The sequence below is a fragment of the Streptomyces sp. KM273126 genome (genome assembly GCF_004337435.2).
Taxonomy (GTDB): Bacteria; Actinomycetota; Actinomycetes; order Streptomycetales; family Streptomycetaceae; genus Streptomyces; species Streptomyces acidicola.
The window spans coordinates 4,646,218-4,672,720 of sequence record NZ_SJXB02000001.1; the positions used below are offsets into that span (position 1 = coordinate 4,646,218).

At 70.4% G+C, this 26,503-nt stretch carries 27 protein-coding genes and 1 pseudogene; 9 read left to right on the forward strand and 19 right to left on the reverse strand.

The window, feature by feature from the left end; genetic code table 11:
* Positions 1 to 40: 40 nt before the first annotated feature.
* The 14 genes from E0500_RS19880 to E0500_RS19945 form a co-directional block, all read right to left on the reverse strand.
* Positions 41 to 1,051 carry an ABC transporter ATP-binding protein gene (locus E0500_RS19880; RefSeq protein ID WP_258572858.1) on the reverse strand — a complete coding sequence of 337 codons (1,011 nt, stop codon included), beginning with the start codon at positions 1,049 to 1,051 and terminating at the stop codon, positions 41 to 43.
* Complete coding sequence (locus E0500_RS19885; RefSeq protein WP_181587286.1) at positions 1,048 to 2,010, reverse strand: ABC transporter ATP-binding protein; 963 nt, start codon at positions 2,008 to 2,010, stop codon at positions 1,048 to 1,050. Before E0500_RS19885 ends, E0500_RS19880 begins: the two co-directional genes overlap by 4 nt.
* The gene (locus E0500_RS19890) at positions 1,968 to 2,861 is read right to left on the reverse strand and encodes a GntR family transcriptional regulator (RefSeq protein ID WP_181587060.1); all 894 of its coding nucleotides are present in this window, start codon (positions 2,859 to 2,861) and stop codon (positions 1,968 to 1,970) included. Before E0500_RS19890 ends, E0500_RS19885 begins: the two co-directional genes overlap by 43 nt.
* Positions 2,858 to 3,757 carry an ABC transporter permease gene (locus E0500_RS19895; protein ID WP_131566845.1) on the reverse strand — a complete coding sequence of 300 codons (900 nt, stop codon included), beginning with the start codon at positions 3,755 to 3,757 and terminating at the stop codon, positions 2,858 to 2,860. Before E0500_RS19895 ends, E0500_RS19890 begins: the two co-directional genes overlap by 4 nt.
* Positions 3,744 to 4,691, reverse strand: coding sequence for an ABC transporter permease (locus tag E0500_RS19900; RefSeq protein WP_131566847.1), 948 nt, complete (start codon positions 4,689 to 4,691; stop codon positions 3,744 to 3,746). Before E0500_RS19900 ends, E0500_RS19895 begins: the two co-directional genes overlap by 14 nt.
* Positions 4,692 to 4,709: 18 nt before the next feature.
* Positions 4,710 to 6,002 (reverse strand): FAD-binding oxidoreductase, encoded by a 1,293-nt coding sequence (locus tag E0500_RS19905; RefSeq protein ID WP_309505104.1) that lies wholly within the window; start codon positions 6,000 to 6,002, stop codon positions 4,710 to 4,712.
* Entirely contained in the window at positions 5,999 to 6,670 is a 672-nt protein-coding gene (locus E0500_RS19910; RefSeq protein ID WP_131566850.1) for a haloacid dehalogenase type II, read from the reverse strand. Before E0500_RS19910 ends, E0500_RS19905 begins: the two co-directional genes overlap by 4 nt.
* 34 nt (positions 6,671 to 6,704) lie before the next feature.
* On the reverse strand, positions 6,705 to 8,231 hold the full coding sequence (locus E0500_RS19915; RefSeq protein ID WP_258572860.1) for an ABC transporter substrate-binding protein: 1,527 nt from the start codon (positions 8,229 to 8,231) through the stop codon (positions 6,705 to 6,707).
* 422 nt (positions 8,232 to 8,653) lie between these two features.
* On the reverse strand, positions 8,654 to 9,646 hold the full coding sequence (locus tag E0500_RS19920) for a cation diffusion facilitator family transporter (RefSeq protein ID WP_258572861.1): 993 nt from the start codon (positions 9,644 to 9,646) through the stop codon (positions 8,654 to 8,656).
* A 62-nt stretch (positions 9,647 to 9,708) separates the two neighbouring features.
* Positions 9,709 to 10,020: a Sec-independent protein translocase subunit TatA gene (gene tatA, locus E0500_RS19925; RefSeq protein WP_131566853.1), complete on the reverse strand. Its 312-nt coding sequence runs from the start codon at positions 10,018 to 10,020 to the stop codon at positions 9,709 to 9,711.
* Positions 10,021 to 10,158: 138 nt separating this feature from the next.
* Positions 10,159 to 10,743 (reverse strand): TerD family protein, encoded by a 585-nt coding sequence (locus E0500_RS19930; RefSeq protein ID WP_131566856.1) that lies wholly within the window; start codon positions 10,741 to 10,743, stop codon positions 10,159 to 10,161.
* 140 nt (positions 10,744 to 10,883) lie between these two features.
* A complete protein-coding gene (locus E0500_RS19935; RefSeq protein ID WP_131566859.1) occupies positions 10,884 to 11,489 on the reverse strand; it encodes a hypothetical protein in 606 nt (201 codons plus the stop codon).
* A gap of 122 nt (positions 11,490 to 11,611) precedes the next feature.
* A complete protein-coding gene (locus E0500_RS19940; protein WP_131566862.1) occupies positions 11,612 to 12,187 on the reverse strand; it encodes a TerD family protein in 576 nt (191 codons plus the stop codon).
* A 155-nt stretch (positions 12,188 to 12,342) separates the two neighbouring features.
* A complete protein-coding gene (locus tag E0500_RS19945; RefSeq protein WP_131566866.1) occupies positions 12,343 to 12,609 on the reverse strand; it encodes a GlsB/YeaQ/YmgE family stress response membrane protein in 267 nt (88 codons plus the stop codon).
* A gap of 218 nt (positions 12,610 to 12,827) precedes the next feature.
* Between E0500_RS19945 and E0500_RS19950 the strand changes: the two genes are divergently transcribed.
* From E0500_RS19950 to E0500_RS19960, 3 genes are all read left to right on the forward strand, one after another.
* Positions 12,828 to 13,214, forward strand: a complete 387-nt coding sequence (locus E0500_RS19950; RefSeq protein ID WP_131566868.1) for a BlaI/MecI/CopY family transcriptional regulator — start codon at positions 12,828 to 12,830, stop codon at positions 13,212 to 13,214.
* 6 nt (positions 13,215 to 13,220) lie between these two features.
* Positions 13,221 to 14,153, forward strand: a complete 933-nt coding sequence (locus E0500_RS19955) for a M56 family metallopeptidase (RefSeq protein ID WP_131566872.1) — start codon at positions 13,221 to 13,223, stop codon at positions 14,151 to 14,153.
* Positions 14,154 to 14,416: 263 nt separating this feature from the next.
* Positions 14,417 to 15,811: an LCP family protein gene (locus tag E0500_RS19960; RefSeq protein WP_399119524.1), complete on the forward strand. Its 1,395-nt coding sequence runs from the start codon at positions 14,417 to 14,419 to the stop codon at positions 15,809 to 15,811.
* A 54-nt stretch (positions 15,812 to 15,865) separates the two neighbouring features.
* On the opposite strand, the gene E0500_RS19965 is transcribed toward E0500_RS19960, so the two are convergent.
* Positions 15,866 to 16,432 carry a hypothetical protein gene (locus E0500_RS19965; protein WP_131572342.1) on the reverse strand — a complete coding sequence of 189 codons (567 nt, stop codon included), beginning with the start codon at positions 16,430 to 16,432 and terminating at the stop codon, positions 15,866 to 15,868.
* Between the two features lie 132 nt (positions 16,433 to 16,564).
* Positions 16,565 to 17,020, reverse strand: a complete 456-nt coding sequence (locus E0500_RS19970; RefSeq protein ID WP_181587062.1) for a tellurite resistance TerB family protein — start codon at positions 17,018 to 17,020, stop codon at positions 16,565 to 16,567.
* A gap of 590 nt (positions 17,021 to 17,610) precedes the next feature.
* On the opposite strand from E0500_RS19970, the gene E0500_RS19975 reads away from it, so the two are divergent.
* The 5 genes and pseudogenes from E0500_RS19975 to E0500_RS19995 all read left to right on the forward strand — a co-directional run bounded on the left by E0500_RS19975 (position 17,611) and on the right by E0500_RS19995 (position 23,107).
* Positions 17,611 to 18,969 (forward strand): hemolysin family protein, encoded by a 1,359-nt coding sequence (locus E0500_RS19975; protein WP_181587063.1) that lies wholly within the window; start codon positions 17,611 to 17,613, stop codon positions 18,967 to 18,969.
* Complete coding sequence (locus E0500_RS19980; RefSeq protein WP_131572180.1) at positions 18,966 to 19,985, forward strand: hemolysin family protein; 1,020 nt, start codon at positions 18,966 to 18,968, stop codon at positions 19,983 to 19,985. Before E0500_RS19975 ends, E0500_RS19980 begins: the two co-directional genes overlap by 4 nt.
* A gap of 232 nt (positions 19,986 to 20,217) precedes the next feature.
* Positions 20,218 to 20,959, forward strand: a pseudogene (locus E0500_RS19985) (ion transporter); the annotation flags it as partial.
* A gap of 236 nt (positions 20,960 to 21,195) precedes the next feature.
* Positions 21,196 to 21,810 (forward strand): TetR/AcrR family transcriptional regulator, encoded by a 615-nt coding sequence (locus E0500_RS19990; protein WP_131569590.1) that lies wholly within the window; start codon positions 21,196 to 21,198, stop codon positions 21,808 to 21,810.
* Between the two features lie 55 nt (positions 21,811 to 21,865).
* Positions 21,866 to 23,107, forward strand: a complete 1,242-nt coding sequence (locus tag E0500_RS19995; RefSeq protein WP_258572862.1) for an acyltransferase — start codon at positions 21,866 to 21,868, stop codon at positions 23,105 to 23,107.
* Positions 23,108 to 23,128: 21 nt separating this feature from the next.
* On the opposite strand, the gene E0500_RS20000 is transcribed toward E0500_RS19995, so the two are convergent.
* Positions 23,129 to 24,034: a LysR family transcriptional regulator gene (locus E0500_RS20000; RefSeq protein WP_131569594.1), complete on the reverse strand. Its 906-nt coding sequence runs from the start codon at positions 24,032 to 24,034 to the stop codon at positions 23,129 to 23,131.
* 215 nt (positions 24,035 to 24,249) lie between these two features.
* Here E0500_RS20000 and E0500_RS20005 point away from each other — a divergent pair, with 215 nt between their 5' ends.
* Positions 24,250 to 25,143 carry an MBL fold metallo-hydrolase gene (locus E0500_RS20005; RefSeq protein ID WP_131569596.1) on the forward strand — a complete coding sequence of 298 codons (894 nt, stop codon included), beginning with the start codon at positions 24,250 to 24,252 and terminating at the stop codon, positions 25,141 to 25,143.
* A 61-nt stretch (positions 25,144 to 25,204) separates the two neighbouring features.
* Here E0500_RS20005 and E0500_RS20010 read toward each other — a convergent pair whose 3' ends face one another.
* Positions 25,205 to 25,855, reverse strand: a complete 651-nt coding sequence (locus E0500_RS20010) for an SDR family oxidoreductase (RefSeq protein WP_131569598.1) — start codon at positions 25,853 to 25,855, stop codon at positions 25,205 to 25,207.
* Positions 25,856 to 25,904: 49 nt separating this feature from the next.
* Positions 25,905 to 26,336 (reverse strand): VOC family protein, encoded by a 432-nt coding sequence (locus E0500_RS20015; protein ID WP_131569600.1) that lies wholly within the window; start codon positions 26,334 to 26,336, stop codon positions 25,905 to 25,907.
* Positions 26,337 to 26,503: the final 167 nt, after the last annotated feature.

The window sequence follows — 26,503 nt, forward strand, 5'->3', positions numbered from 1 at the left end:
CCTCTCGTGGAGCTGAGTTGCTGAAGGGTGCGGTGCGGCCTCAGGGGCCCGGGAAGTGGCAGGACACCTGGTGCTGTTCGGCCTTGGCCCGGTACCAGCCCGGTGCCTCGGTACCGCACCGGTGCTGGGTCTTGGGACACCGGGTGTGGAACCGGCACCCCGGGGGAGGGCTGAGCGGGCTCGGCGGTTCGCCCTGCAGGGTGCTGAAGGTTCCCTGGGCCTCCGGCGACTCGGGGAGCGACGACGCCAGCAAGGCCCGGGTGTAGGGATGGGCGGGGTTCTCGAACAGGTCGTGGCGCGGTGCCACTTCGAGTACCTTGCCGAGGTACATCACGGCCACGCGGTCGCAGAGGTGCCGTACGACCCGCAGATCGTGGGAGATCATCAGCAGGGTCAGCCCGAGCCGGTCCCTGAGGTCGACGAGCAGGTTGAGGATGTGGGCGCGGTTGGAGGCGTCGAGGGCGGACGTCGGCTCGTCGCAGACCAGGAAGCGGGGGCGCAGCAGCAGGGCCCGTGCCACGACCGCCCGTTGCAGCTGGCCGCCGGAGCATTCGTGCGGCAGCCGGTCCAGGTACGTCTCGTCCAGTCCGACCTGCCCGAGTGCCTCGGCGATACGTTCCTTGCGCTCGTCCCGCGAGCCCAGCCCGTGCTGGGTCAGCGGTGCTTCGAGGCTGGTGCCCAGCCGCATGCGGGGGTCGAAGGCGGACAGCGGGTCCTGGAAGACGAGTTGCATCGACCGCCGTAGCGCTCTGCGGTCCCGGTCCTTGGTCTGTGCGATGTCGGTGCCGTCGAACAGCACCCGTCCGGAGTCCACCGGGGTCAGGCCGAGCACCGCCCTGGCCAGGGTGCTCTTGCCGCACCCCGACTCGCCCACCAGTCCCAGGACTTCGCCGGGCCCGATCTCGAACGAGACGCCGTCCACCGAGTGGACACGCTTCTTCCTGCCCCACCCCCCGCCTGCGGCCGGGTAGTGCTTGACGAGGTCCTCCACGACGACCAGCGGGGCACGCGGCGAGGGCGTGGGCAGGTCGACGGGTGCCGGCGCCGTCATACTCCCGCCATCCGTTCGTGTGCGTCCGGCGTGGGCGGGGCCCAACATCGGCTGTTGTGGTCGTCGCCGCAGGAGTGGAGCGTGGGTTCGGCGTTCTCGCACTCGCGGGAGATGCCGAGTTCCTCCGCCACCGAGCAGCGCGGGCGGAAGCGGCAGCCGTGGTCGAGGCTCCGCGACTGGGCGGTACTGCCCGCGATGGAGTACAGGCGGCCGTCCTCGGACCGCAGCAGCGAGGCCCGCAACAGGGCTTTGGTGTAGGGGTGTCGGGGGTCGGCGAAGATCTCCCGGGCGGTGCCGTCCTCGACGATGCGCCCCGCGTACATGACGGCCACCCGGTCGGCGAGCGAGGCGACGATCCCCAGGTCGTGGGTGATGAGCAGCACCGAAAGCCCTCTCTCCCGCTGCTTGCGCCGCAGCAGGGCGAGGATCTGGGCCTGGACGGTGACGTCGAGCGCGGTCGTCGGTTCGTCCGCGATCAGCAGTCCGGGGTCGCCGGCCAGCGCCGCGGCGATCATGACGCGCTGGGCCATGCCGCCGGAGAGCTGGTGGGGGTACGAACCCGCCACCCGCTCGGGGTCGGCGATCCCGACGTCCCGCAGCAGTCCGGCCACCCTGGCGCGGGCCTGCCGGCAGCTGAGGCCGCGGTGCAGCCACAGCGGTTCGGCGACCTGGCCGCACACTGTGGCGGTGGGGTCGAGGGTGGCCTTGGGCTGCTGGAACAGCATGGCCACCCGGTTGCCGCGGATGTGGTTCATACGTCGGTCGGAACAGCCTGCCAGGTCCTCGTCGTCGAGTGTGACGTGGCCGGCGGTGATCCGGGCGCCGGGCGGCAGCAGCCCGGTGATGGCGAGGGCGGTGAGGCTTTTGCCGGAGCCGGACTCGCCGACCAGGGCGACGATCTGTCCCGGTCCTACGGTCAGATCGAGGCCGTCGACGGGAGGGGTGCCGCCGGCGGGCATGCCGGGAAACTCCACGCGGAGGTCGCTGATGGTGAGTTCGGCGCCTCGGGCGGGCTCGGGTGGGGTCGGTGAAGTGCGTGGGCGAAGGTGCATGGTGCAGCTCCTCGGGGGTCCTCGTGGGAGGGGCATGCCGGGTCAGGGGCCGGGGGTTCCGGGTGGCGCTGCTCGTGGGACTCGCGCAGGCGTCTGCGCAGGGTCACCGTGGCTTCGTCGAAGTGCCGGGTGAGCGTGGAGATCACTGTCTCCACGTCGCCGCCGGCGATGAGCTCGGTCAGTTCCCGGTGCTCATGCAGCAGGTCCTGGCGGGCGGGGTGGACGTCGGCCATGAGAGCCAGGCACAGCCGGGTCTCGGAGATCAGGCTGGTGTACATGCGGCTCAGCCGGGGACTGCCCGCGGCCTCGATCACCTGGCTGTGGAAGTGCAGGTCGAGGTGGCCCACGGTCTCCCAGTCGTCGTTCTCCACAGCCCTCGCGATCTCGTCGACGGTGGTGCTCAGCGCGTCGACGAGATGGGATGGCCGGGCGGACATGACGCGGCGGAAGGCCGCGGCCTCCAGCGCGAACCGGGCGTAGAAAATGTCCAGGACATCCTCCTCGGTGAGGACGGGCACGAACACGCCACGGTGCGCATGCCGTTCCAACAGGCCTTCGTGGACAAGGCGTTGGAGGCTCTCCCGGACCGGTCCCCGGCTCACGCCCAGCCGCTCGGCCAGTTCCGCTTCGTTGAACTGGTGGCCGGGCGGAAAGGCGCCTTGGTGCACGCCGTCGCGGATCTGCTCGGTCACGGTGGTGGCGAGCGTCCGGCGGTGCACCGCAGGGCGGGGAACGGGCGGGAGGGGGTGGTCGGTCATCGGGTCGGTCCTTCTGTTATTGCTGTTTTCTGTTGTGTACGGATGATCTCGGCTCCCTGTCCGATCAGGGTGACGCTCAGCGCGGTCAGGAAGATCGCCGCTCCGGGCAGGATGACCAGCATCGGCATCCGCGCCATGTAGGGCTGGGCGTCCAGGAGCATGGCGCCCCAGTCGGAGTCCGGCGGCCGCACTCCCAGGCCCAGGTAGGACAGGCCGCCGACGGTGATCAGTTTGTGCCCGAAGCGCAGGAAGCCCAGCGCCAGCATCGGCCGGAGCGCGTTCGGGATGACGTGCCGGAAGATGATGAACGACTTGGAGCAGCCCAGCGCCTCCGCGGCCTCGATATAGCCCTTGGCGTTGATCTCCAGGGTGAGGCCGCGCATCAGCCGGGCGAACGGCGTCCAGCCCACCGCCGTCAGGGCCGCGATCAGCGTCCCGTACCCGGTGCCGAACACCGCGATCAGCAGCAGCGCGACGACCACGTCGGGGATCGCGATGAGCAGGTCCACGGTGCGCATGAGAATCTCGTCGAGGAGCCCGCCCCGTCGCGCGCTCACCGCGCCGAGCAGTATGCCGATGACGGCCCCCAGCACCAGTGTGACGGCGGCGATGGTGACGGAGAAGCGTCCGCCGTACATCAGCCGGCTGAGCACGTCCCGGCCGAGCTGGTCGGTGCCCAGCCAGTGCTCGGCGCTGAAACCGGCCAGCCGGCGGGAGAGGTCCTGGTCGGCCGGGTCGTACGGCGCGATCCACGGCGTCAGCACCAGGACGGCCACGACGACCGCGAACACCGTCGCGCCGACGCGGAGCGTCCAGTGCCGCCCCCGGGTGAAGCGCAGCCCCCGCCCCAGGCGGTCGGAGACAAATCCGGACGAGACGTGACTAGACAGAGCCATCGCGCAACCTCACAGCCGGATTGACCGTCGCGTACAGAACATCGGTGAACGTCGTGATGAGCACCGCCAGGGCCACGATGCTGAGAATCCCGGCCTGGATGATCGGGATGTCGTGGTTGACCACCGCCTTGTAGACGAGCTGGCCCATCCCCGGCACCGCGAAGATCACCTCGACCACCACCGAGCCGCCCAGCAGCCCCGCGAACCAGAGCGAGAACAGTGTCATCACCGGCAGCAGCCCGTTGCGCAGGGCGTGCCGCACCAGGGTCTGCGGACGGCTGAGCCCTCTGGCTCTCGCGGCGGTGATGTACGGCGCCCGGAGCACGTCGACCATGGCCGCCCGGGTGACCTGGGTGAAGTACGCGAGCGGCCGCAGGGCGAGGGTGACGGCGGGCAGGACCAGATAGGCCGGTGTGCGCCAGCCCGCCGACGGCAGCCAGCCCAACTGCTGGGAGAAGACCAGCACCAGGACCGGCGCCAGCCAGTACTCGGGGACGGCCACGAAGCTCTGCGTCACGAACGTCACCGCGGTGTCGACCCGTTTGCCGGGCCGCAGCGCCGCGATCGTGCCGAGCGGAAGCGCCGCCACGAACGCGAGCCCCAGGGCGATCACGGTCAGGGTGAGCGACACACCGAGCGCGCTCCCCAGCAACTGGTCGACCGGGGTCCGGCTGGTGAACGACAGACCGAAGTCCCCGCGCACCGCCCGCCCGAGCCACTCCAGGTACTGCACCACCAGCGGCCGGTCCAGGCCGAGTTCCCGGCGCAGCGCCTCGACCGCCGCCGGGTCGAGGGCCTGGCCGGAGACCCGGGAGCGCAGAATGGTGCGCACCGGGTCTCCGCCGCTCAGATACGGGATGAGGAAGGTGACGACGGACACCGCGAGCAGGGCGACGAGCAGCACCAGCAGTCGTCGCAGAGCGAATCGGACCATCCCTGGCTCACTTCCTCGCTATTTGATGGCGTCGAGCGCCCGGTAGTAGGCGCCGGCCAGAGGCAGGAACCACGGCGGACCGAAGTAGTGCCCGGGCACGTGCGGGAACTTCAGGCCTCGCCAGGGGTTGGCCTCCGGACGGCCGTCGAGCACCTCGGCCATCTGCCGGCCCATATGGGTGGCCATCTGCACGCCGTGCCCGGAGTAGCCGACGGAGTAGTACAGCCCGTCCCGCTCGCCGGCGTGCACCATCTGGTCGAGGCTCAGGTCGACCAGACCGCCCCAGCAGTAGTCGATGCCGACGTTCGCCAGCTGCGGGAAGACCGACAGCATCCCCTTGCGCAGGATGCGCCCGCTCTTCAGATCGGACTGCGGATTCGACATCGCGAACCGCGCCCGGCCGCCGAACAGCAGCCGGTTGTCCGGTGTGATGCGGAAGTAGTACAGGATGTTGCGCGAGTCCGAGGCCATGCGACGCGTGGGCATCAACTCGTCGACCACGGCCTGCTCCAGAGGCTCCGTGACGACGATGAAGCTGCCCACGGGGACGATCCGGTTGCGCAGCCAGCGGAACGGGGAGCTCGTGTACCCGCTGGTGGCGACCAGGACCTTGTCCGCCCGCACGGTGCCGACGGGTGTCGTCAGGTCGTGCTGGGTGCCGGAGACACGTTTCAGCCCGGTCACCGGCGCCTTCTCGTGGATACGCACGCCCAGGCGCTCCGCCGCGTCCGCGAGGCCCCGCACGAACTTGCCGACGTGCAGACCGGCGCCCTGCGGATCGGCCATCGCGCCGTAGTAGTAGCCGGTGCCGACCTCGGAGCTGAGTTTGTGACGGGGGATCAGGATTGTTTCGTAGCCGATGAGCTCGGCGAGTGCCTCGTGAGTGCGGGCCAGGTTGTCGTAGTGGGCGGGCTTGGCGGCCAGGTTGAGTTTGCCGGTGCGGGTGAAGTCGCAGTCGATGCCCTCCTCGACAGTCAGCTTCTCCACCGTGTCGATCGCTTCGTTGTAAGCGAGGTAGAGGGCCTTCGCGGTCGGGATTCCGTAGCGTTCGACTGCCGTGCGGAAGCCGATGGCCAGGCCGGTGGTGCACATCCCGCCGTTGCGTCCCGAGGCACCCCAGCCCACCGACTCGCTTTCCAGTACGGTCACCTGGGCGCCCTTGCGGGCCAGGTGGACGGCGGCGGACAGCCCGGTCAGCCCGGCGCCGACCACGGCGATGTCGGTGCTGCCGTCGATCTCGGTCGCGGTGCGGTCGGGGCGTGCCGGGGCGGTGTCGAGCCAGTACGGCACGGGCTTCACGGCGGCGCTCACAGGCCGAGCAGGGTGGGCAGCCCGGTCAGGTCGCTGATCTCGTGGTAGCCGTAGTACGGGACGCTCGGTTCGTAACCCCGGTTGACGTAGACCTTGTTGGTGATGCGCAGGTCATGGGCCGGTATCAGGTCGTAGCGCAGGCTGGACGAGACGTGCAGGAGGTCGGCCGGTTCGCAGCCGAGCTGGTCGAGCATGTACTCGAAGGCCTGGAGGCGCGGCTTGTACGCCTGGGCCTGCTCGGCGGTGAACACGGCGTGGAAGGGCGCGCCGAGCTTCTCGACGTTCGAACCGATCTGGCTGTCCGCCGCGTTGGAGAGGATGACCAGCGGGTAGTGCGCGGCGACGGTGCGCAGCGCCTCGGGCACGTCCGGGTGGGGGCCCCAGGTCGGTACGGCGTCGACGATGGCCTGGCCGTCCGCGTCGCGGTACCCGATGCCCCACAACTTGCACGCGCGCTTCAGCGCGCTGGTGATGACGTCGGGGTAGGGCTGGTAGGCGCCGAGGACCTCGTCGATGCGGTACGCCTCGAAGTCGTCGAGGAAGGCCTCCATGCGGTCGGCGGGGACGCGGTCGGCGACCAGACCACGGGTGAGCTTGGACATCCCGAACGCGGTGAGCGTGCCGTAACAGTCGAAGGTGATGAACTTGGGGCGGAGGTCGGTCGTCATGCGCTGAATCTCCTTTGAGACTGTTGGAGTCGGGTCACTTCGAGCCGAGGGACAGATCGGCCGTCAGCGTGTAGTAGGGCTGGATCTGGTAGCCCTTCACCCCGGCGAGGGCGACGGACTCGGTCTCGTGCACGAGGAAGACGTCCACGGCCTGGGACTGGAGCCGGGCGGCGACGTCCGCGTAGAGGGCGTAGCGGTCGGTGGTGTTCTTGGTCGACGCGGCCTTCTTGACGAGGGCGTCCACCGTCGCGTCGCAGTAGTGGGAGAGGTTGTACGAGCCCTTGCAGGTGTAGTCCGAGGAGAGGAAGCCGTACGGGTCGGGCAGCGTGTTGAGGTAGTTGCGGGACAGCAGGGTCATGTCGAACTTGCCGTCGAGGAGGTCCGGTTCCATGGACGCGTACTCGCCCGACCGGATGGAGACCTTGATGCCGATGGCCTTGAGCTGCTCCTGGATGACGGTGGCGAGGTCGGCGAAGCCCGAGCCCTCGTTGTAGGCGAGGAGCGTGAGCTTCAGCGAGGACGGATCGACGCCCGCCTCCGCCAGCAACGACTTGGCCCTGGCCGGGTCGCTCCTGACAGGAGCGGCATCCTTCGGCGCCCAGGGGTCGCTCGGTGCGAACGGTCCCACGGCGTGGCGCGAGGCGCCGGGGTAGACCGCTGATGCGATCGCCTTGGTGTCGATCGCGGCCTGGAGCGCCTGTCTGACCTTGGTGCTGGTGAACGGGGTCTTCTTGTTGTTCAGGACCAGTTCGGTGGTGCGGGACAGTTCTGCGGTCCGGGTCTGGATGCCCGTGTCGCCCTTGAGCTCCTGCACGCTGGTGACGGGTATCTTGCGGGCGATCTGCGCCTCACCGGTGCGTACCTGTGTGGCGCGCTTGGCACCGTCGGCGATGAACCGCACCTCGGCGGAGGCCAGTCGGGCACGGCCTCCCCAGTAGTCGTCGTTGCGTTTGAGTTCGATCGCCTGCTGGGGGATCTCCCTGGTGATCTCGAAGGGGCCGGTGCAGGTGCCCTTGGGGTCGGTGGCCGAGCCGGTGTACGCCTTGGGCGCCAGGATTCCGGTGTTCGGGCTGGCCAGGCTCTGCGGGAGGATCACGTTCGGCTCGACGGTGGTCACCTCGACGGTGGAGGAGTCCACCGCCTTGACGCCGGAGACCGTTTCGGGAGAGAAGGCCGCCGCCGGGGTCTTAGCCTTGAGGGCGTGCTGCAGGGCGCCTGCCACGGCCTTCGCGTCGACCGGGGTGCCGTCCTGGAACGTCACACCCTGCCGGATCCGCAGTTTCCACACGGTCGGCTTCACTTGGGTCCATGAGGTGGCGAGCATCGGTGTGAGGGTGCCGCCGTTCTCGTACTTCACGAGGGTCTCCAGGCAGCCGGCCTTGGTCAGGATGAACGCGTCGTCGGTCTCCAGGGCCCAGTTGGCCGCCGGAGCGTATGGCTCGTCGATCACGATGCTTCGGCCGTCGGGGGAGCCGGTGCCGTCGGCGGAGGTGTCTCCGCCGCTCATGCCGCAGCCGGCGAGGGCAGTCAGGGCGGTAGCGGTCAGTCCACAGGTGGTCAAGCGCAGTTTGTTCATGGAGTTCACGCCCACTCGATCAGGGTTGATCACGCTTGGGGAGGGGGGCGGCGGTGCGGGTGCTGCTGCTTGGACGACGAACGTACGCTCGCCCCGGCAGGTTGTAAACAATATTTTGTTAACTCGTCGTTGTTTGTGTGTGTCGAGGTGAGGACAAGGGCGGGTTGGTGGAGTTGGGGCTCGCGTTTGCCCTCGGCGGACGAGGCCGTGGGCAGACGAAGGCCCGCGCTCTGCCGGTCGGCAGAGCGCGGGCCCGGTGAACTGCGCAGATCCAGCGTGGTCGGGCGCTACGCCCTCGGGCAGGACCACCCGCGGTTCGGTGCTCCCGGACGTGCCGGGCGACGCGGCCTCAAAGGCGATCTCGACGATCTCATAGCCCGACGGCGGCGAAGTCTCCCGACGCGGATTCACGCAGCCACGTGGTGCGCCAGCGCGTCGTGCGGATCCGCCTCGTCGGGTGAGTGGGCCGGGTCGGCGTGGACCAGAGCCGCGGTCGGTTTCGGTACCGCGTGCAGCAGGGCGTGCTCGGCCTCGGCCGCCACGTCGTGCGCCTCGCGGACGCTCAACTCCCCGCCCACGACGACCGCAACCTCGCCGCGCAGTCTGTGCCCGATCCAGCGCAGCCGCAGTTCGCCGACCTCGTGTACGCCCTCCACCTCACGCAGGGCCTGCTCGGCGGCGTCGAGCAGGGAGGGATCGACCGCGTCCATGATCCGGCGGAAGACCTCGCGTGACGCGTCCCGCAGTACCAGCAGGATCGCCACGGTGATCGCCGGCCCGACCAGGGGGTCGGCGAGTTGCCAGCCAAGCGCAGCGCCGCCCGCGCCGAACAGCACGGCCAGGGAGGTGAAGCCGTCCGTGCGGGCGTGCAGTCCGTCGGCGACCAGTGCGGCCGAGCCGATCTCACGGCCGACACGGATGCGGTAGCGGGCGACCCACTCGTTTCCGATGAAGCCGACGACCGCCGCGATGGCGACGATGCCGACATGGTCCATGTCCCGCGGATTGAGCAGCCGGTCGATCGCGGCCCAGGCGGCGAAGCCGGCGGAGGAGGCGATGGTCAGCAGGATGACGATGCCCGCCAGGTCCTCGGCGCGCCCGTAGCCGTAGGTGAAGCGGCGGGTCGCGGCGCGGCGGCCGAGGATGAAGGCGATGCCCAGGGGGACGGCGGTCAGCGCGTCGGCGGCGTTGTGGACGGTGTCGCCGAGGAGGGCGACCGAGCCGGAGATCACCACGAACACGGCCTGCACGACGGTTGTGCGCCGCGGCCTGTACGACGAGGACTTGCCCGTCCTCGCCCGGGACGGAGTCACCGTCCTGCGGCCGGCCACTGCCGACGTCGCGGGGATGGTCTTGGACGTCAGGCTCCCGACGCCGACCATCGGCCCGCCCGACCTCATGCCCTCCTGCGCGGCCCTGGCCCGCCACACCGCCGCCGGGACCAGTACCGAGAAGGCGGAGGTCAGGCCTGTGGCCGTGAGGGCTCCGTGCCCGGCGTGTGGGTGCGGGGCGCGGTGGACTGGCCGGCGTCGGTGGTGGCGCTGTTCGCCGACGGGATGATCTCGCCCTGGACGACGCGGGGCGCTGTCCGGTCCGCCTGATCCGCTTGCGCGGTCTGCTCGTGCGCGGCCTGCTCCTCCTTCATCGCCCGCGCCTCGGCCTTGAGGATGCGGGCCGACTTCCCGGCCGAACGGGCCAGGTCGGGGAGCTTCTTGGCGCCGAGGACGAGTATGACGACGATGAGGATGATGGCGAGTTCGCTCAGTCCGAACATGCTGGTCCTGTCCTCTCCTTGGCCCGGGCCGGGCATGGCGCGAGCGTATCTGGTGTCCGGGGCGGCGGTAACGCCGTCTCGGTCTGTGAACGGAAATGGAGGGCGGCGCGCCTGCTGTTCCGCGCGGCGCTCGGGCGCCTACAGGTGAGGGGCGATGGCTGGGAGCAGGTCCTGGAAGGTGCGGCCGGTGGCGGGTTCGCCGATGGCCTTCATCTGCCAGCCGCCGCCGGTGCGGTGGACCTTGGCCATGATCTGGGCGGTGTGGCTGCCGCCGCCGGTGAGGGTGTAGCGGGCGAGCTCCGCTCCGGTGGTCTCGTCGACCAGGCGGCAGAAGGCGTTCTGCACCTCGGCGAAGGTCTGGCCGGTGAAGGAGTTGACGGTGAAGACGATCTGGTCGACGTGAGCGGGGACACGGGCGAGGTCGACGAGGATCGACTCGTCGTCGCCTCCCGCGCCGGCCCCGCCGGTGAGGTTGTCGCCGGTGTGCCGGACCGAGCCGTCGTCGCTGACCAGGTGCTGGAAGAAGACGACATCGGTCGGCTGTCCGCCTGCGATGAGCACGGCGGAGGCGTCCAGGTCGATGTCGCCGCCGCCGGTGAGCTTGGCGAGGAAGCCCTTGCGGGGGGCGGCCTTCCAGCCCAGGCCCATCCGGACGGAGGTCAGGGCGGTGCCGTCGGACTTGCTCAGGCTGATCTGCTGGCCCTTGTTCAGGTTGATCGACATGGGGGGTGTCTCCTTGGGTGTGTGCAGTGTGGTGCGGTGAGGCGGTGGGTGTGCGGGTGCCGGGTCGTTCGGTGGTCGGCGGTCGGCCGTCGACCGTCGGCGTGCCGCCGGGGTCCGTGGGCCGGCTGACCCGGGCGTTGCTATGTCGGTGGCGCGGCGTGCAGGAACGGGTCCTCTTTGACGCAGCGGCGCAGATGGGGCAGCAGTCCTTGGCCGAGCAGCGCCTGGTGCCAGGCCAGACGGGCCTGCTCCAGGCGCGCGCCGGACGGTGGGCCACCACGTCGGCGTATGCCCGTGCTCACCAGCGCGGCGAGGGCGACGAGGGCGCTCACGGCCGCGACGAGCGCCAGCACCCAGCCCGCGGTGACGAGCGAACCGGGCAACGTGCCGGAGACGTGCGCGAGCTGGAAGACATACCCGAGGAGGAGCAGGACCGCGGCGGAGGTGGCCGCCACGAGCGGCGTGAGCACGGCGAGTGCGGGCAGCAGGGTGCCCTGGGGCGCCGGACGCCGTGTCGTGTCCCGGGCTGCCGCGCGTACGGCGAGATAGGCGCCGTACGCCTCTCCGGCCGCCGCCGTGATCTCGTCGGCGGCGTCGAGCGCCTGGGCGCGCAGGCGCCCGGATGCCTGGCCGCTGGGGTCGGCGAGCAGGGCGCTGCGGACGTCCTGGGTGCTGAGCGCCAGGTGCAGCAGGGCTTCGAAGTCCGCTCGGTCCTCTGGGCGGAGGCGGTGTGGGCCGAGGGCCACGAGGTCTCCTGGTTGGTTGGGCGGCGGTCGCACAGTCGGGCTTCGGGGTCGGGCGGGGCGTGCCGGATGCCGCCGCCGGGCCGCAGTCGGCGTGACGGCCCGGCGACGTGAGTGGTCCGGCGTCAGACGTTGACGCCGAAGTCGGCGGCGATCCCCGCCAGTCCGGAGGCGTAGCCCTGGCCGACGGCGCGGAACTTCCATTCGGCGCCGTTCCGGTAGAGCTCGCCGAAGACCATCGCGGTCTCGGTGGAGGCGTCCTCGGACAGGTCGTAGCGGGCGATCTCGGTGCCGCCGGCCTGGTTGACGACGCGGATGAAGGCGTTGCGGACCTGGCCGAAGCTCTGGCCGCGGTTCTCGGCGTCGTGGATGGAGACCGGGAAGACGATCCGGTCGATCTCGGCGGGCACGGTGGCGAGGTTCACCTTGACGGACTCGTCGTCGCCCTCGCCCTCGCCGGTGAGGTTGTCGCCGGTGTGCTCGACCGAACCGTCGGGGCTCCTGAGGTTGTTGTAGAAGATGAAGTGCTGGTCGGAGACCACCTTGCCGGAGGCGTCGAGCAGCAGTGCGGAGGCATCGAGGTCGTAGTCGGTGCCGGTGGTGGTGCGTACGTCCCAGCCGAGGCCGACGAGGACGGCGGTCAGGCCGGGCGCCTCCTTGCTGAGCGAGACGTTGCCGCCCTTGGACAGGGAAACTCCCACGGGGTACTCCTTCGTGATCTGTGCGGTCGGGGCCCGCAGTACGGGCCCGGATTTAGAATCTACAGCACTGTAGAGGAAGCGGTAGGGGGGTGCGGTCGCGCCGGGTTCGGTGTGTCGCGCGTGCTCAGTCGGGGTGGCGGTCTCGAAGTGGCGTGTCAGTCACGGGAGTTGCCGAAGAAGATGCGGTAACCGATCAGTAGGACGAGTGCACCCGCGATGGCCGACCCCCAGGTCGCGGCGTCGAAGAACTCCCGCTCCACCGGCCGGTCGAGGAGCTTCGCCGACAGCCACCCGCCGATGAAGGCGCCCGCGATGCCGATGAACGTCGTACCGATGAGCCCGCCCGGATCACGTCCGGGCAGGATGGCCTTGGCGATCGCTCCGGCGAGAAGTCCCAGCACCACCCACGCGATGACACCCATGTGTCTCCTACCCCTCTGCTTTTTGTTCGTGGCTGCTCGTCCGCCCTTCCCATGTCGCGGGAGGGCATGCCTGGGCAGCCTATCTTCTACAATCGTGTAGAGAATCGGGTGATCGGATGGTGGGCTGACGGGGTCTTCATCGGGGTGGCGTTGAATGGCTCCGGGCGTCTATACGATGTCCGGTCGGGAAACCGGCGGCGGCGGAAGGGAGACAGGACGTGACGGAGCACCGGCAGCGTTCCCGGCGGGGGCAGGGCGAGCTGGAGGCGCTGGTCCTGTCGGCGCTGCGTGAGGCGGAAGGGCCGGCGACGGCGGGCTGGGTGCAGGAGCACCTGGGCGGCGATCTGGCGTACACGACGGTGATCACGATCCTGACCCGGCTGCTGGCCAAGGGTGCGGTCACGCGGGAACGCACCGGCCGGTCCTTCGTCTGGACCCCGGCCTCCGACCAGGCCGGACTCGCCGCACACAAGATGCGCAAGGTGCTCGACGGCGAGAGTGACCGCCAGGCGGTGCTGGCGAGCTTCGTGACGGGGCTGGGACCGGACGACGAGCGGCTCCTGCGCGGACTGCTGGGTCATCCGGGCGGCCAGGGGGAAGACTGAAGCCTCATGGGGGTCTTCGTCTTTCTGCCGCTGGTGCTGCCGTTGACGGCATGGCCGATCGCGCGGCTGGCCGAGCAGCATCTGCATCCGAGGACCGCGACGCGTCTGCTGACCGCGGTGGCCGGAGTGATGGCGACGTGCAGCACGGTGTGCCTGGGGCTGGTGATGGTGGTCGGCACCGCCCAGCTGCCCGGCAACCCGCTGCCGGACGGCTGGTCGGACGCCGAGGTGCGCGAGGCGGTGCCGTACGACGAGGTGGCAGGCAAGGCGGCGATCCCCGCGTTGGTCGCCGTGCTCGTGGCCTCCGCCCGGGCGCTGTGGCGGCACGGCCGGGTCCGCCGCCGTGCTCACCAGGCACTGGCCGGGCTGCCGGACACGGAGGTGGCCGTACTCCCTGACGACGTGCCCTATGCGTACGCCCTGCCCGGAGGCCGCCGGGGCCGTGTGGTGGTGACCACGGCCCTGCTGGACTGCCTGGAACCGGCCGAGCGGCGGGCGCTGTTCTCCCATGAACGGGCGCACCTGGCCGCCCGGCACCACCGCTTCCTTCTCGCCGTCCAGCTCGCCGCCCGCGCCAACCCGTTCCTGCGCCCGCTGCGGACGGCCGTGTCGTACACGGCGGAGCGGTGGGCGGACGAGATCGCGGCCCAGACCGTCGGCAGCCGCCGGACCGTGGCCCAGGCGATCGGCAAGGCGGCCCTCGTCTCCCGCGGGACTCCGGTGTCCACGCTCGCGGGCTTCGCCATGCCCGGGCCGGTGCCGCGCAGGGTGGCGGCCCTGCTCGGCCCGGCTCCCGCGGTGCGGAGCTGGCCGTCGGTGTTCACCTCGGTGGGGCTGGCGGCGTGGGGTGCGGCCGCGGGCACGGCCGTGTCCGCGATGTCGTCCGCGAACTCCGCCGTGACCATGTTCTTCATCCTCTACGCCGCCACGCCGCTCTGAGTTCGCGGGGGATCGGCCGGGCCGGCGACCAAGGCCGCCCGCCCGGCGATGCCCCCCGGAGAAGGCCTGAGTCGGGCCGGCCGTGCACTGAGGAGCTCTCGGAGCCGGATGCGGTGAGACGTAGCGGCGGCCCGCTCGTATCTCTACATGAGTGTAGAGTTCCGCCGTTCGGAGAGCACTGGTGAGCATGGGTGAGTACTGGTTCCGAACGTTCATGAGCAACTGACCGGCCGGGTGTGGCCGAGGACGAAAGGGGCCCGCCGGTGAGCGGTTCGGGCAGGCGCCGGCGCACTCCGGTCGGCGACAAGGAGGGGCGCACGGCACGGCTGACACGGCGCGGCCGGATCGCCGCCTGGGTCGCCGGGGGTTTCGCGGTGCTCCTCCTCGGTGTCGCCGGGGCCGGAGCCTGGGTATACCAGGACCTCGACGGCAACATCGGGTCCGCCGATCTCGACAACAAGCTCGGCGGGAACCGTCCCGTCAACCTCAGCCCCGGTTCGAAGAACATCCTGGTCGTCGGCTCGGACAGCCGTGACGGTGCCAATGCCGGGTACGGCAAGGGCCTGACCACCATGCAGTCGGACACGCTGATGGTGGTGCACATCCCGGCGGACCGGAAGTGGGCCACGGTGGTGTCGTTCCCGCGTGACTCGTGGGTCGAGATACCCGCGTGCGACAAGAGTGACGGCACGACGTCCGCCGCGCTCCGCTCCAAGATCAACGCGGCGTTCGCGATCGGGGGCACCGGCGGCGAGGTCGCCGACGCCGCCGCCTGCAGCATCAGGACGATCGAGGCCAACACCGGCCTGCGCATCGACCACTTCATGTCCATGGACTTCCAGGGCTTCAAGGGGATGGTCAACGCCCTGGACGGCATAGAGGTCTGCCCCGAGCAGGCCATCAACGACGAGAAGGCGCACCTGGATCTGGAAGCCGGCTGCCAGACCGTCAAGGACGAGGCCGCGCTGGGCTACGTACGCGCCCGCTACAGCGTCGGAGACGGCTCCGACATCGGCCGTATCGGCCGCCAGCAGGAGTTCATGGAAGCGCTGGCCGACAAGGCACAGTCCAAGCTGACCAGCCCGAACGCGCTGTACGGCTTCATGCAGTCCGCGACCAAGTCGCTCACCACGGACGAGGACCTGGCCGGCATCGAGCCGCTCTACGGCCTCGCCTCCGAGCTCCAGGGCATCCCCACCGACCGGCTGACCTTCCTCACCGTCCCCAACTACCCGCGCGAGGCCGACGTGGCCACCGACAAGGCCAACGTCGTGTGGCAGTACCCCCAGGCCGCCGACCTGTTCACCTCCCTCGCCAAGGACCGGGAGGTCGACAAGAAGAAGCTGACGGCGGACGGGAAGAACCCGGTGTACGCCTCCGCGGTGCGCGTGCAGGTCCTCAACGGCACCGGCGTGGCGGGGCGTGCCGCCACCGTGGCCGAGAGGCTGCGCGAGGCCGGCTTCACCGTCGTCGGCACGGGCAACGCACCGGAGATCACCCGCACCACCGCGGTCACCCACCCGCAGGGGCTGGAGACGTCGGCCGACGTACTCGCCTCGCGGCTGCCCGACGTCAGGGCCGGCCAGAACGCGGACGCCGCCGCAGGAGTGGTGACCCTCGTCGTCGGAAGCGACCTCGACATCGACGGCATCCGGTGAGACGGCATCCGTGAGACGACATCCGTTGAGATGGCATCCGACCGCACGGCCGGCTCACACGGTCCCGGAGACCGGATCCGCCGTCGACCTGGGCAACGCGGAGGCGCCGACCGCGGCCGCGTAGGCGTCGGCCGACGGTTCCCTCAGGTACGGCGAGAGGCGCAGCAGGATCCGCCCCCTGTGGTAGACGTGCTCCGCCAGATCCGGGTGGGCGGCGTCGGCCCGCAGCCGCTCCACACGGGCGAGAGCGGCACCGGTGCCTCGGAACACCTCGATCGCGCCGCCGAGCTGAACACTGCCGGGGTCCGCGACGGCGACGGCGCCTCCGTCGATCCGGCGGTCCTCGAAGGTCACCTTGCTGTGGTAGCCGTCATGCTGCCCGAGCAGCCCGTCCGGATCCTGGTCGCGGCGGGTGTGGAGGACGGCGTTCTCCATGGGGAGCCCGGCGTGCTCCAGTACCCGGAAAACCGCCTCGGCCTCGTGTGTCACGGGCCCGCCCGCAGTGCCGCCGTCCTCGTGGTGACCGGCGCTGAACGGCGGAGGAAGGGGTTCCCGGGGAAGGGCCGACAGCACGATGCCGACCAGAAGGCCCGTACTCGCCAGCACGGCCACCAGCCGCATGTGTCGCAGTCTGCTTCGCCTGCCGGACCGTCCGACGTCCAAGGTCACTGCTCCAGTCTCCAGTTCTCACCGAAGACGGCACTCATGCCGGGCCGTTGCTGTGGGCGGCCCGGCATGAGTGCCGTGGGGTGGTCAGAGGTCGAACTCGTGGGGCGGGAGGTCGAGGGTGAAGCAGGCTTCGCGGACGACGGCTTGTTCGGTTTTGTCGAAGTCGCCGTCGGCGCCGCCGATGACGATGCCGATCTGGATGACGGCGCGGGCTTCGGCGGGCTTCTTCTTGGCCTTGGCGATTTCCTGCAGGACGCTGACCTTGCCGAAGTCGAAGTCGGCGGTGAGTTTGTCGAGGTTGTCCTCGAAGCGGCGGCGCAGGTCCATGGCGTCGAAGTTCTGGAGGACTTCGTTGGTGGCGATGAGCTGGGCGACGCGTTGGCGTTCGGAGGGGTCGATGGTGCCGTCGGCGGCTGCGACGAGGGCGCACATGGCCATGCTGGCGTCGCGGAAGGCGCCGCTCTTGAGGTCGTTCTTCTTCGCGTTGAGCTGCGTCTGCATTGTCGACGCGGATTCCTTGATGCGGTCCCACAGGGCCATGCCAGCTCCGTACGTGTCTCGGGATGCGTGCAGAAGTCTTCTACATTGATGTAGAAGTTATCAGCAGGGCGTGGAGGGGTCGGTCTGTCCGCCCCCCGGCCGAAGTCTGTCGCATGCCTCGGTGTGCGTCCCCACCCCTCTGTGGGTGCGCCGCCACCCCTCCGCGGGCCGACTTTCTACAGGCAAGTAGAATCACAGGGCGGTCGCGCCGGGGTGAGGTGTGCCCGCTGCCGGTCACCCGGGTCCATGGTCGGCCCGGCGGCGACCACCACGTGCCGGCCGGACCGCTCCGAGCGCGCCCCCGCGAGGGGCGGTCCGGTCCCGGGCGCACCGCACGGCGCCCGCACAGGACGGCCGTGGCCCGGCCGGAGGGGCGGCGTTCGGGCAGCGTTGGTGCAGCGCCGGTGGTCCACCGCGGTGGACCACCGGACAGGAGTGGGAACAGGCATCAGGACACACGCGTTGTCCTGAAACAGACCGACTACGAGGAGCACACCTTTGTCCGCCAGAACGACGGACCCCTCGGGGCACAGTCCCCGACCACCCCGCCAGGCTTTTCCTGAGTACGGCACATGGCGGGGTGGTGTTCGATGAGTGCCGCTCTGGGCCTGCTGGCCGTTCTCATCCTGACGGCCGGCACCGGATACTTCGTCGCCCAGGAATTCGCGTACGTCTCCGCCGACCGCCTCGCCCTCGCGCGGGAGGCCGAAGCGGGCGACAAGAGGGCCGCCCGCGCGCTGAAGGTGCTGGAGCGGCTGTCGTTCATGCTGTCGGGCGCCCAGCTCGGGATCACCGTCACCGGTCTGGTCGTCGGTTTCATCGCCGAGCCCTCGGTGTCGGCGCTGCTCAACCCGGTCCTCACCGGGATGGGCGTCCCTGAGGGTGCCGTCTCCGGCATCTCCGTCGTGCTGGCCTTCGTCCTGGCCACCTTCGTGCAGATGGTGCTCGGCGAGCTGGCCCCGAAGAACCTCGCGCTCGCGGTACCGGAGCGGCTGGCCAAGTCACTGGCCGCCTCGACGCTGGCGTATCTGAAGGTCGTCGGCCCGGTCGTCCACGTCTTCGACGGCGTGGCCAACAAGCTGCTGCGCAAGATCGGCATCGAGCCGGTCGAGGAGCTGCATCACGGCGCCTCCCTGGAGGAGCTCGGACATCTGATCGGCGAGTCCCGCGAGCAGGGCCAGCTGCCCAAGGACACCGCCGAGCTGCTCGACCACGCGCTGGAGTTCTCCGACCGCACGCTGGACGAGGTGATGGTGCCGCGCGCCGACGCCGTCTTCGTCCGCAAGGACGCCTCCGCCGCCGAGGCGGTCGACCTAATCGCCAAGCACGGCCACTCCAACTACCCCGTGCTCGGCGACCACCCGGACGACGTCAGCGGCGTGCTGGGCGTCCGGGAACTGATGCACCTGCCCGCCGACGGTTTCACCGCCACCACGGCGGGAGCGATCGCCCGCCGCCCGCTGCTGCTGCCGGACACGCTGCCGCTGCCGGACGCGGTGGACCGGATGCGGGAGCGGGACGACGAGTTCGCCGTCGTCCTCGACGAGCACGGCGGCGTCGCGGGCATCGTCACGTACGAGGACATCGCGGAGGAACTGGTCGGCGACATCGCCGACGAGAGCGACACCGTCACCGAGATCGCCGTCCCGGACGGCAGCGGCAGCGGCAATGGCGCTGGCAGCGGCTGGCTGGTGGACGCCGGACGCCGCCTGGACGAGGTGGCCGAGGCCACCGGCATCGCACTGCCCGAGGAAGAGGACTACGACACCGTGGCCGGCCTGATCGTGGACCGGCTCGGCCGTTTCCCGGCCGTCGGCGACCGGCTCACCGTGGAACTGCCCGACGGCGGCAGCGCCGTGATCGACGTACGCACCCTCGACCGGCACGTGCCCGAACGGGTGCGTCTGGAGCGGGTGGCCGTGGTGGAACGTGAGGAGGAGCAGGCATGAGTTTCCCGATGGCGCTCTTCGTCACCGTGCTGCTGCTGATCGGCAGCGGGTTCTTCGTCGCGGCCGAGTTCGCGCTGGTCGCCGCCAAGCGGCACCGTATGGAGAAGGCCGCGGCCGAGGGGCAGCGCGGCGCCAAGGCGGCCCTGGCCGGTATGCGCGAGCTGTCCCTGATGCTGGCCGGTGCACAGCTCGGCATCACCGTCTGCACCCTTGGCCTGGGCTCGGTGTCCAAGCCCGCGATCTCCCACGAACTCGACCCGCTGCTGCACGCGCTGGGCCTGCCGAGCGCGATCAGCTACGGCGTGGCGTTCGCCCTGGCCATGATCGTGGTGGTGTTCCTGCACATGGTGGTCGGCGAGATGGCGCCGAAGTCATGGGCCATCGCCCACCCCGAGCGTTCCGCGATGCTGCTCTCCCCGCCTTTCCGCGGGGTGGTGGCGGCCGTCCGCCCCCTGATCTGGGCCCTCAACAAGGTGAGCAACAGCCTGGTCCGGCTGTGCCGGGTCACCCCGCGCGACGAGATCACCTCCGTCCACAACCGCGAGCAGCTCACCCACCTCGTCGAGGAATCCGAACGTCTGGGCCTGATCAGCAAGGACGACTCCGAACTGATCACCAACTCGCTCACCGAGCCCCAGACCCCGGTGGGCGACCTCCAGGTCCCGGCCGCCGAGATCATCTCGGTACCGGCGGAGGCCGGACTCGACACCATCGTCGCCACGGCGGCCGAGTACGACCGCAGCCGCCTGCTGGTGCGCGACGGCCCGCTGGTCGTCGGCTCGGTCCACGTCCGCGACGTGCTGATCGCCCGCGGCCGGGGCCGCACCGCGACCGCGCGGGACATCGCCCGGCCGGTGCCGGAGCTGGCTGCGCGGGACACCGTCGGCCATGCCATCGAGCAGCTGCGCCAGCGCCGTGCGTCCCTCGCCGTCGTGTGCGACGACGGTGGCCGGCTCACCGGCATGGTCACGCTGGACGACCTGCTGGCCCGCCTCCTGCACCCGCAGGCGGCGTAACGGCGGCAGCGAGCACCCTGATCCGTCCCCGTCCCCGTCCCCGTCCCAGTCCGGCGACCGGCCGCCGGGACGGATCAGGTCTGCGCGCGTTCCTCGCGGCGGACATGACGTTCAACAAGACTGCTCGGAAGCGGAGTTGGTGTCCCGGGCAGCGTACGAGTGCGGTCGTTCACTAGGATCTGTCCGGCGGGGCACTGCACGACATGCTGGTGAGGGAACCGAGAACCACCCGATGACGCACGACGGGACACCGCGCTCAACCGCCCTGCACACCCTGGCCTCGCACTGCCGTGCCGTGACCGAGGCCCGGTGGTTCGCCATCGTGGCTTTCGCGCTCATCCTCGCCAACGCGGCCGTCCTCGGCGTCGAGACCTACGCGGGGGTGGTCCAGCGCTGGCACGACGAACTGAAGCTGATCGAGCACGGCTTCCTGGCCTTGTTCACCGCCGAGATCCTCCTGCGCGCCGGCGCCCACGCCGACCGCCCACGGGACTTCTTCCGCGACCCGTGGAACCTCTTCGACCTCGCCGTCGTCGTGTGCGCCTTCCTGCCCGTCGTACGCGAGAACGCCACCGTGCTGCGGCTGCTGCGGCTGGCCCGTGTCCTGCGCGCCGCCCGCTTCCTGCCCCAACTGCGCGTCGTGCTCGTGGCGGTGGCCCGCAGCGTGCCGGGAACGATGAGCTTCCTGCTGGTGGGCACGCTGCTGCTGTACGTCTACGCCATGGTCGGCTGGGTCTTCTTCGCCGACGCCAACCCCGAGCACTACGGCTCCCTCGGCCGCGCGGTGCTCACCCTCTTCCTCCTGATGACCCTGGACGGCCTGGGTGACGCGGTCCGTGCGGGTCTGGAGATCTCCCGCTGGAGCATCGTCTACTACGCCTCCTACGTCCTGTTCGCCTCCTTCGTGCTGGTCAACGTCCTCATCGGTGTGGTCATCGCCTCCCTCGACGAGGCCAAGGACATGGAACGGGACGAGGACGAGGACGGGGGCGGGGACGGGGGCGGGGGCGGGGACGACGACGAGCGTGCGGCGGCACCGGACACCTCCGAACGGGAGCTGCGCCACCGCATCGCCGTCACCCGCCAAGCCCTGGACGACCTGGAAACGAGCCTGGCCCGCACCCCGCCGCCCACCCGCACACGGCGGAAGAGAGCGCCCCGTCCCCCTCGGCGCGCACCTGACCCGAGGAAGGGTGGTTACGCTGCCGCCATGCGGGCGGTGGCGAAGAGTGATCTGACGGGGCGGGCACGGCTGCGCGAGGCGGCGCTGGAACTGTTCGCCGAGCGAGGCTTCGAGGCGACCTCCACCCGAGCGGTGGCCGCCGCGGCCGGCCTCTCACCGGCGCTGGTGACCCGGCACTTCGGCTCCAAGCAGGGCCTGCGCGCGGCGGTGGACGAGTACGTCCTGGACCGTATCGGCGGGGAACTGCGCGACCTCGGCCCCGGCGAGGGGCTGATGGCCTCCCTCGGTGAGGTCTCCGCCCGGCTCTTCGGCGCGGACCCGGTACTGCGCGGCTATCTGCGCCAAGTCCTGCTGGAGGACAGCGAGGCGAGCGCGGCCCTGTTCGGCCGCCTGCTGGCCGGTGCCCGCGCGGAAGTGGAGCGGCTGTCCGAGGCGTACGGGGAGCAGGGGCCGGACGAGGAGTGGGCACCGTTTCAGATGCTGTGTCTGATCCTGGGGCCGTTGCTGCTGGAGCGGGTGATGCAGCCCAACCTGCGGGAGCCGATGTTCGCCCCGGACGTGCTGGCCCGCCGCAGCGCCGCCAACCAGCAACTCCTGCTGAGGGGTTACTACGGTCGGCCGGAGGAAGGGGCCGGGGGCTAGCACCAGTGCCAGGTGTACACGTGTTTACAAGAATGAACGCATGGACACTTCGCGCATGGGCACCTCCTCCCCGCCCTCACCTCCGCAGGCACCCTCCCGATCCGCCCACTCCACCCGCCGTCTCGACTGGCTGGACAACCTCCGCATCGCCCTGACCGTGCTGGTCGTCATCCACCACGCGGCCCAGCCCTACGGCCCCGCCGACTGGTGGTACGTCGAGGGCCAGCCTCGGGAGCAGGCCCTCGGCACGCTCTCCGCGGTCGGCGGGTCCTTCCGTATGAGCCTGTTCTTCTTCGTCGCGGCACTCTTCATCCCACGCTCGTACGATCGCCGCGGCGCCCGACGGTTCCTGACGGGACGTCTGATACGGCTCGGCCTCCCGGTGGCCGTCGGCGCGCTGACGATCGTGCCGGGCCTCATGTACGCCTACTACGTCCACTACCGCGGCTACCCGCCGGTCTCCTTCCCCCGCTACTTCACCGACGTCTACCTGGGCCTGGGGGACAGGCCCGCCGACTGGACCGGACCGTCCTGGCCGGATCTGCAGTTCGCTCACCTGTGGTTCATCCAGAACCTGCTGGCGTACAGCGTCCTGTACGTGCTCTGCCGCCAGGCGGCCCGCCTCGTCAGGCGCCGTCCGCAGGAGGTGCAGGAGGTGCAGGAGGTGCAGGAGGTGCAGCTGGTGCTGCCGGTCCCGGGCCATCGCGCCCTGCTCGGCCTCACCGCCGGGATCGCCGTCGCCACCTTCACCGTCCGCGTTTTTCACCCCTTGGACGAGTGGGTCCCGTTCCTGGACTTCCTTCAGATCGAGCCCGCCCGGCTCCCGCAGTACGCGGCGTTCTTCACCCTCGGGGTCCTCGCCCACCGCCATGACTGGCTGGACCGCTTCGACGCCCGAACCGGCTGGGTGTGGCTGACCGGCGGACTCGTCGGCGTGGCAGTGCTGTTCGCCGTCGGCGCGGACGCGCCCTTCTTCGGCCCCGGTGGGCTGAACGCACCCGGCGCGCTGTGGGCGGCGTACGACAGTGCCCTGTGCGTCTCGCTGGGTGTCGGCCTGCTCACGCTGTTCCGCGAAACCGTCCGCCGAAGCGGCCGCCTGACGAAGGAGTTGGCCGCCGACTCGTACGCCGTCTACATCGTCCACCTCCCGCTCGTCGTGACCTTGCAGTACTACCTGGCCGGCCATGGCCTGACCGCCGCCGCGCTGTGGGCCACGGTTTCCGCCACCGCTCTCCCCGCCGCGTTCCTGCTGGCCGCCGCCCTGCGCAGGATCCCGGGGTTCCGGCGAGTGCTGTGAGCCGGAGGTGGCGCGCCGTGGTCACCGCGGCGCGCGTTGGCGGCGGCTGCCGGGCGCGGCGAGTTCGACGAACGAATGCAGCAACGGGTTGGCGTCGTCGGCGTGCCAGGCGACGATCAGCCGGCTCGGCGGCATGTCGGCCAGCGGGACGACGGTGAGGCTGTCGGCGGGCTCGTGGCCCATCGAGGCCAGTTCGTGGCCGAGCGGTGCCAGTCCGACCGTTCCGTGCCACAGGACACCCCGGATGCATTCGTGGACGGTTCGCACCTCGGGGCCCTCGCGCAGCGGTTCGCCGGGCTTGGTGCCGTTCCAGTAGGCGTGCCAGACGGCGTCGGTGCCGTCGGGGAACCGGAACCAGGTGCGGTCGTCGAGGTCGGCCAGGCGCAGCAGGTCGCGCCCGGCGAGCGGATCGTCGGCGCGCAGGACGACCCCGACGGGTTCGGAGCGGATGACGCGGGTGCTGAGCCCGGTGTCCTCGAACGGTGCCCGGGTCACGGCGACGTCGACCAGGCCGGCGCGCAGCCCGATGGTCGGGTCGGTGAGATCGGCTTCGAGGACACGGACGTTGACACCCGGATGACGCCTGCGGAAGGCCGCCGCGAGGGACGTACCGGCCCCGGCACGCTCCACGCTGTCGCCGAGGGTGCCGATGGTGATGCTCCCGACGCCGGCCGCGGCAGCGACCCGGGCGCGAGCGTGATCGGCCTGCGCCAGCAGGGCACGGGCCTCGTCGTACAGGGCGGTCCCGGCAGCGGTCGGCGTCACACCGGCGGCCGAGCGGTGCAGCAGGGCGGCACCCAGATCCGTCTCCAGCCGCTTGATGGCGCGGGTCAGCGGCGGCTGCGTCATGTGCAGCCGGGTGGCGGCCCGGCCGAAGTGGCGCTCCTCGACGACGGCCACGAAGTAGCGCAGGAGGCGAAGGTCCATCGCCAGGCACGATACCCGCACGGTATCGGGCGTGCTCAACAAGTATTGGACGCCGCGATCGGCGCGGAGGTGGAGTGGGAGGGAGAACGACAACGGACCCACGGACCCACGGACCTGGACCCGGACCCGGACTTGGGTCCGGTCCCTGAATCCCGACCGGACCGGAGCCGCCCGGACCCGACCGTTCCGTTCCGGCGAGGCAAGGAGCATGCGTCATGACCGAGTATCAGCTGCCCGACCCCGTGGTGGAGACCACCGGTGCACAGGAGCTCGCGCGCGACCTGGTGGTCGTGCCGAACCGGAACACGCAGCTGGTCCCGAACATCGGAGTCATCGGCGGGACGCACTCGGTGCTGGTGGTCGACACCGGCCTGGGCCCGGAGAACGCCGAGAGGGTGCTGGCCTTCGCCCGTGACTACGCCAAGGGGCGCAGGCTGTACCTGACCTCGACCCACTTCCACCCCGAGCACGCCTTCGGCGCGCACGTCTTCGCCGGGGAGGCGACGTACCTGGTGAACAGGGCACAGGCCGAGGACCTCGCCGTCAAGGGGGCCGGGTACCTCACGATGTTCCGTGGTCTCGGCACGACCGTCGCCAAGTACCTGGAGGGTGCGCAGGTGCCCACGCCGGACTTCGTCTACGAGGAGTCCCGCGAACTCGACCTCGGCGGGCGAGTGGTGCGGCTGCGCGCCGTCGGCCGCGCGCACAGCAAGGGCGACCAGGTGATCACCGTGCCCGACGCCGATGTGCTGTTCACCGGTGACCTGGCCGAGACCGGACAGTTCGCGATCTTCCCCTGGTTCCCGCCCCACGACACCGACGTGACCAGTCTCGGCTGGATCGAGGTCATGGCCCGGCTGGCGGCGGCCAGGCCGGGGACCGTGGTCCCGGGCCACGGCGACATCGGCGGAACGCAGGTGCTGGAGGACGTGCTCGACCACCTGCGGGAGCTGCGCGACGAGACCTGGGCGCGCCGTGACTCGGCGATGAGCCGGGAGACGATCGTCGAGGAGGTCCGAGCGGTGCTGATCGAGCGGCACCCCGAGTGGGCGGGCCGGGAGTGGATCGACAGCGCTGTCGCGTGCCTGTGCAGCGAGCACGCGGCGTGAGGGGATCCGGCTTCCGGCGGGGGCAGAGGATCAGCTGACGCACTCCTCGCCGGTGAGGCGCTCAGCGGGCGAGCCGTGCCACCGCGTCGGCGACGGGCGTGTCCCCGGAGGTGAGCTCGACGATCACCCGGTTCAGGGCCGGCTCGTGCAGGGCGGCGTCGATGAAGGCCGCCACGTCGTCGCGGTGCACATCCCCGTACTCCACGGCCGGACCGGCGGTCACCCGGCCGGTGCCGGGGGTGTCGAGGAGCGTGCCGGGGCGGACGATCAGCCAGTCCAGGCCGGTACGCGTGAGATGCACGTCCGCGGTCTTCTTGACCTTGATGTAGTGCTCGAAGCCCTCGCTGTGTTCCCCGTCGCGCAGGGCGTCGGGGAACACCGAGACCAGCACGAACCGCGGCACCCCGGCGCGTACGGCGGCCTCGGCTGCCTTCTCCAGGCCCTTGCCGTCGATCAGCGTCGTCCTGTCCAGGCCGGTCCCGTGGGCGCCCGCGGAGAACACCACCGCGTCATGACCGGCGAGCCGTGCCGCGAGTGTCTCCACCGAGTCCTCGATCAGGTCCCCGGTCACCGGGGTGGCTCCGGCCGCCCGGACGGTGTCGGCCTGGGCCGGGCTGCGGTGCATGCCGGTCACCTCGTCCCCGCGAGCGGTGAGCCGCTCGGCGAGACGGCGGCCGACACCTCCGGCGGCGCCGATCTGGAAAACCTTCATGGTCGTCCCGCTTCCTTTCCTTCCTGACGGTTCTCGGCTGTCGGAGCCGTCATGCGGCGAAGACCTGGGAGTCGTCGGCGAACGCCTTGAACTCCAGGGCGTTGCCGGCCGGGTCGAGGAGGAACATCGTCCACTGCTCGCCCTTCTGGCCCTCGAAGCGCACATAGGGCTCGATGACGAACTCGACGCCGGCCGCGCGCATCCGCTCGGCGAGTTCGTGGAACGCGGGGATGGTCAGGATCAGCCCGAAGTGCGGCACCGGGACGTCGTGGCCGTCGACAGGGTTGTGGATGCGCTGAGCGCGCTCTGGCGCGAGGTGGGTGACGAACTGGTGGCCGTGCAGGTTCCAGTCGACCCAGGTGTCCGCGCTGCGGCCCTGCTCCAGGCCGAGCACCTCGCCGTAGAAACGGCGGGCGGCGGCCAGGTCGTCGACCGGCATGGCCAGGTGGAACCGGGGGATCGGGGAGTCGAGAACGGTCATGGCACTGCCTTCCGACCAAGTATTTGTCTTAATGTTTACATTGAGACACTGAACAGATGCAAGTCAACGGCTCGCCGACTTACGGCACCTCGGCGTCTCAGCGGGACGCACAGCTAGGGTGCGCCCAAGGAGCCCCTGGCCAGTCCGAGAAAAGAGAGGGCAAGCAC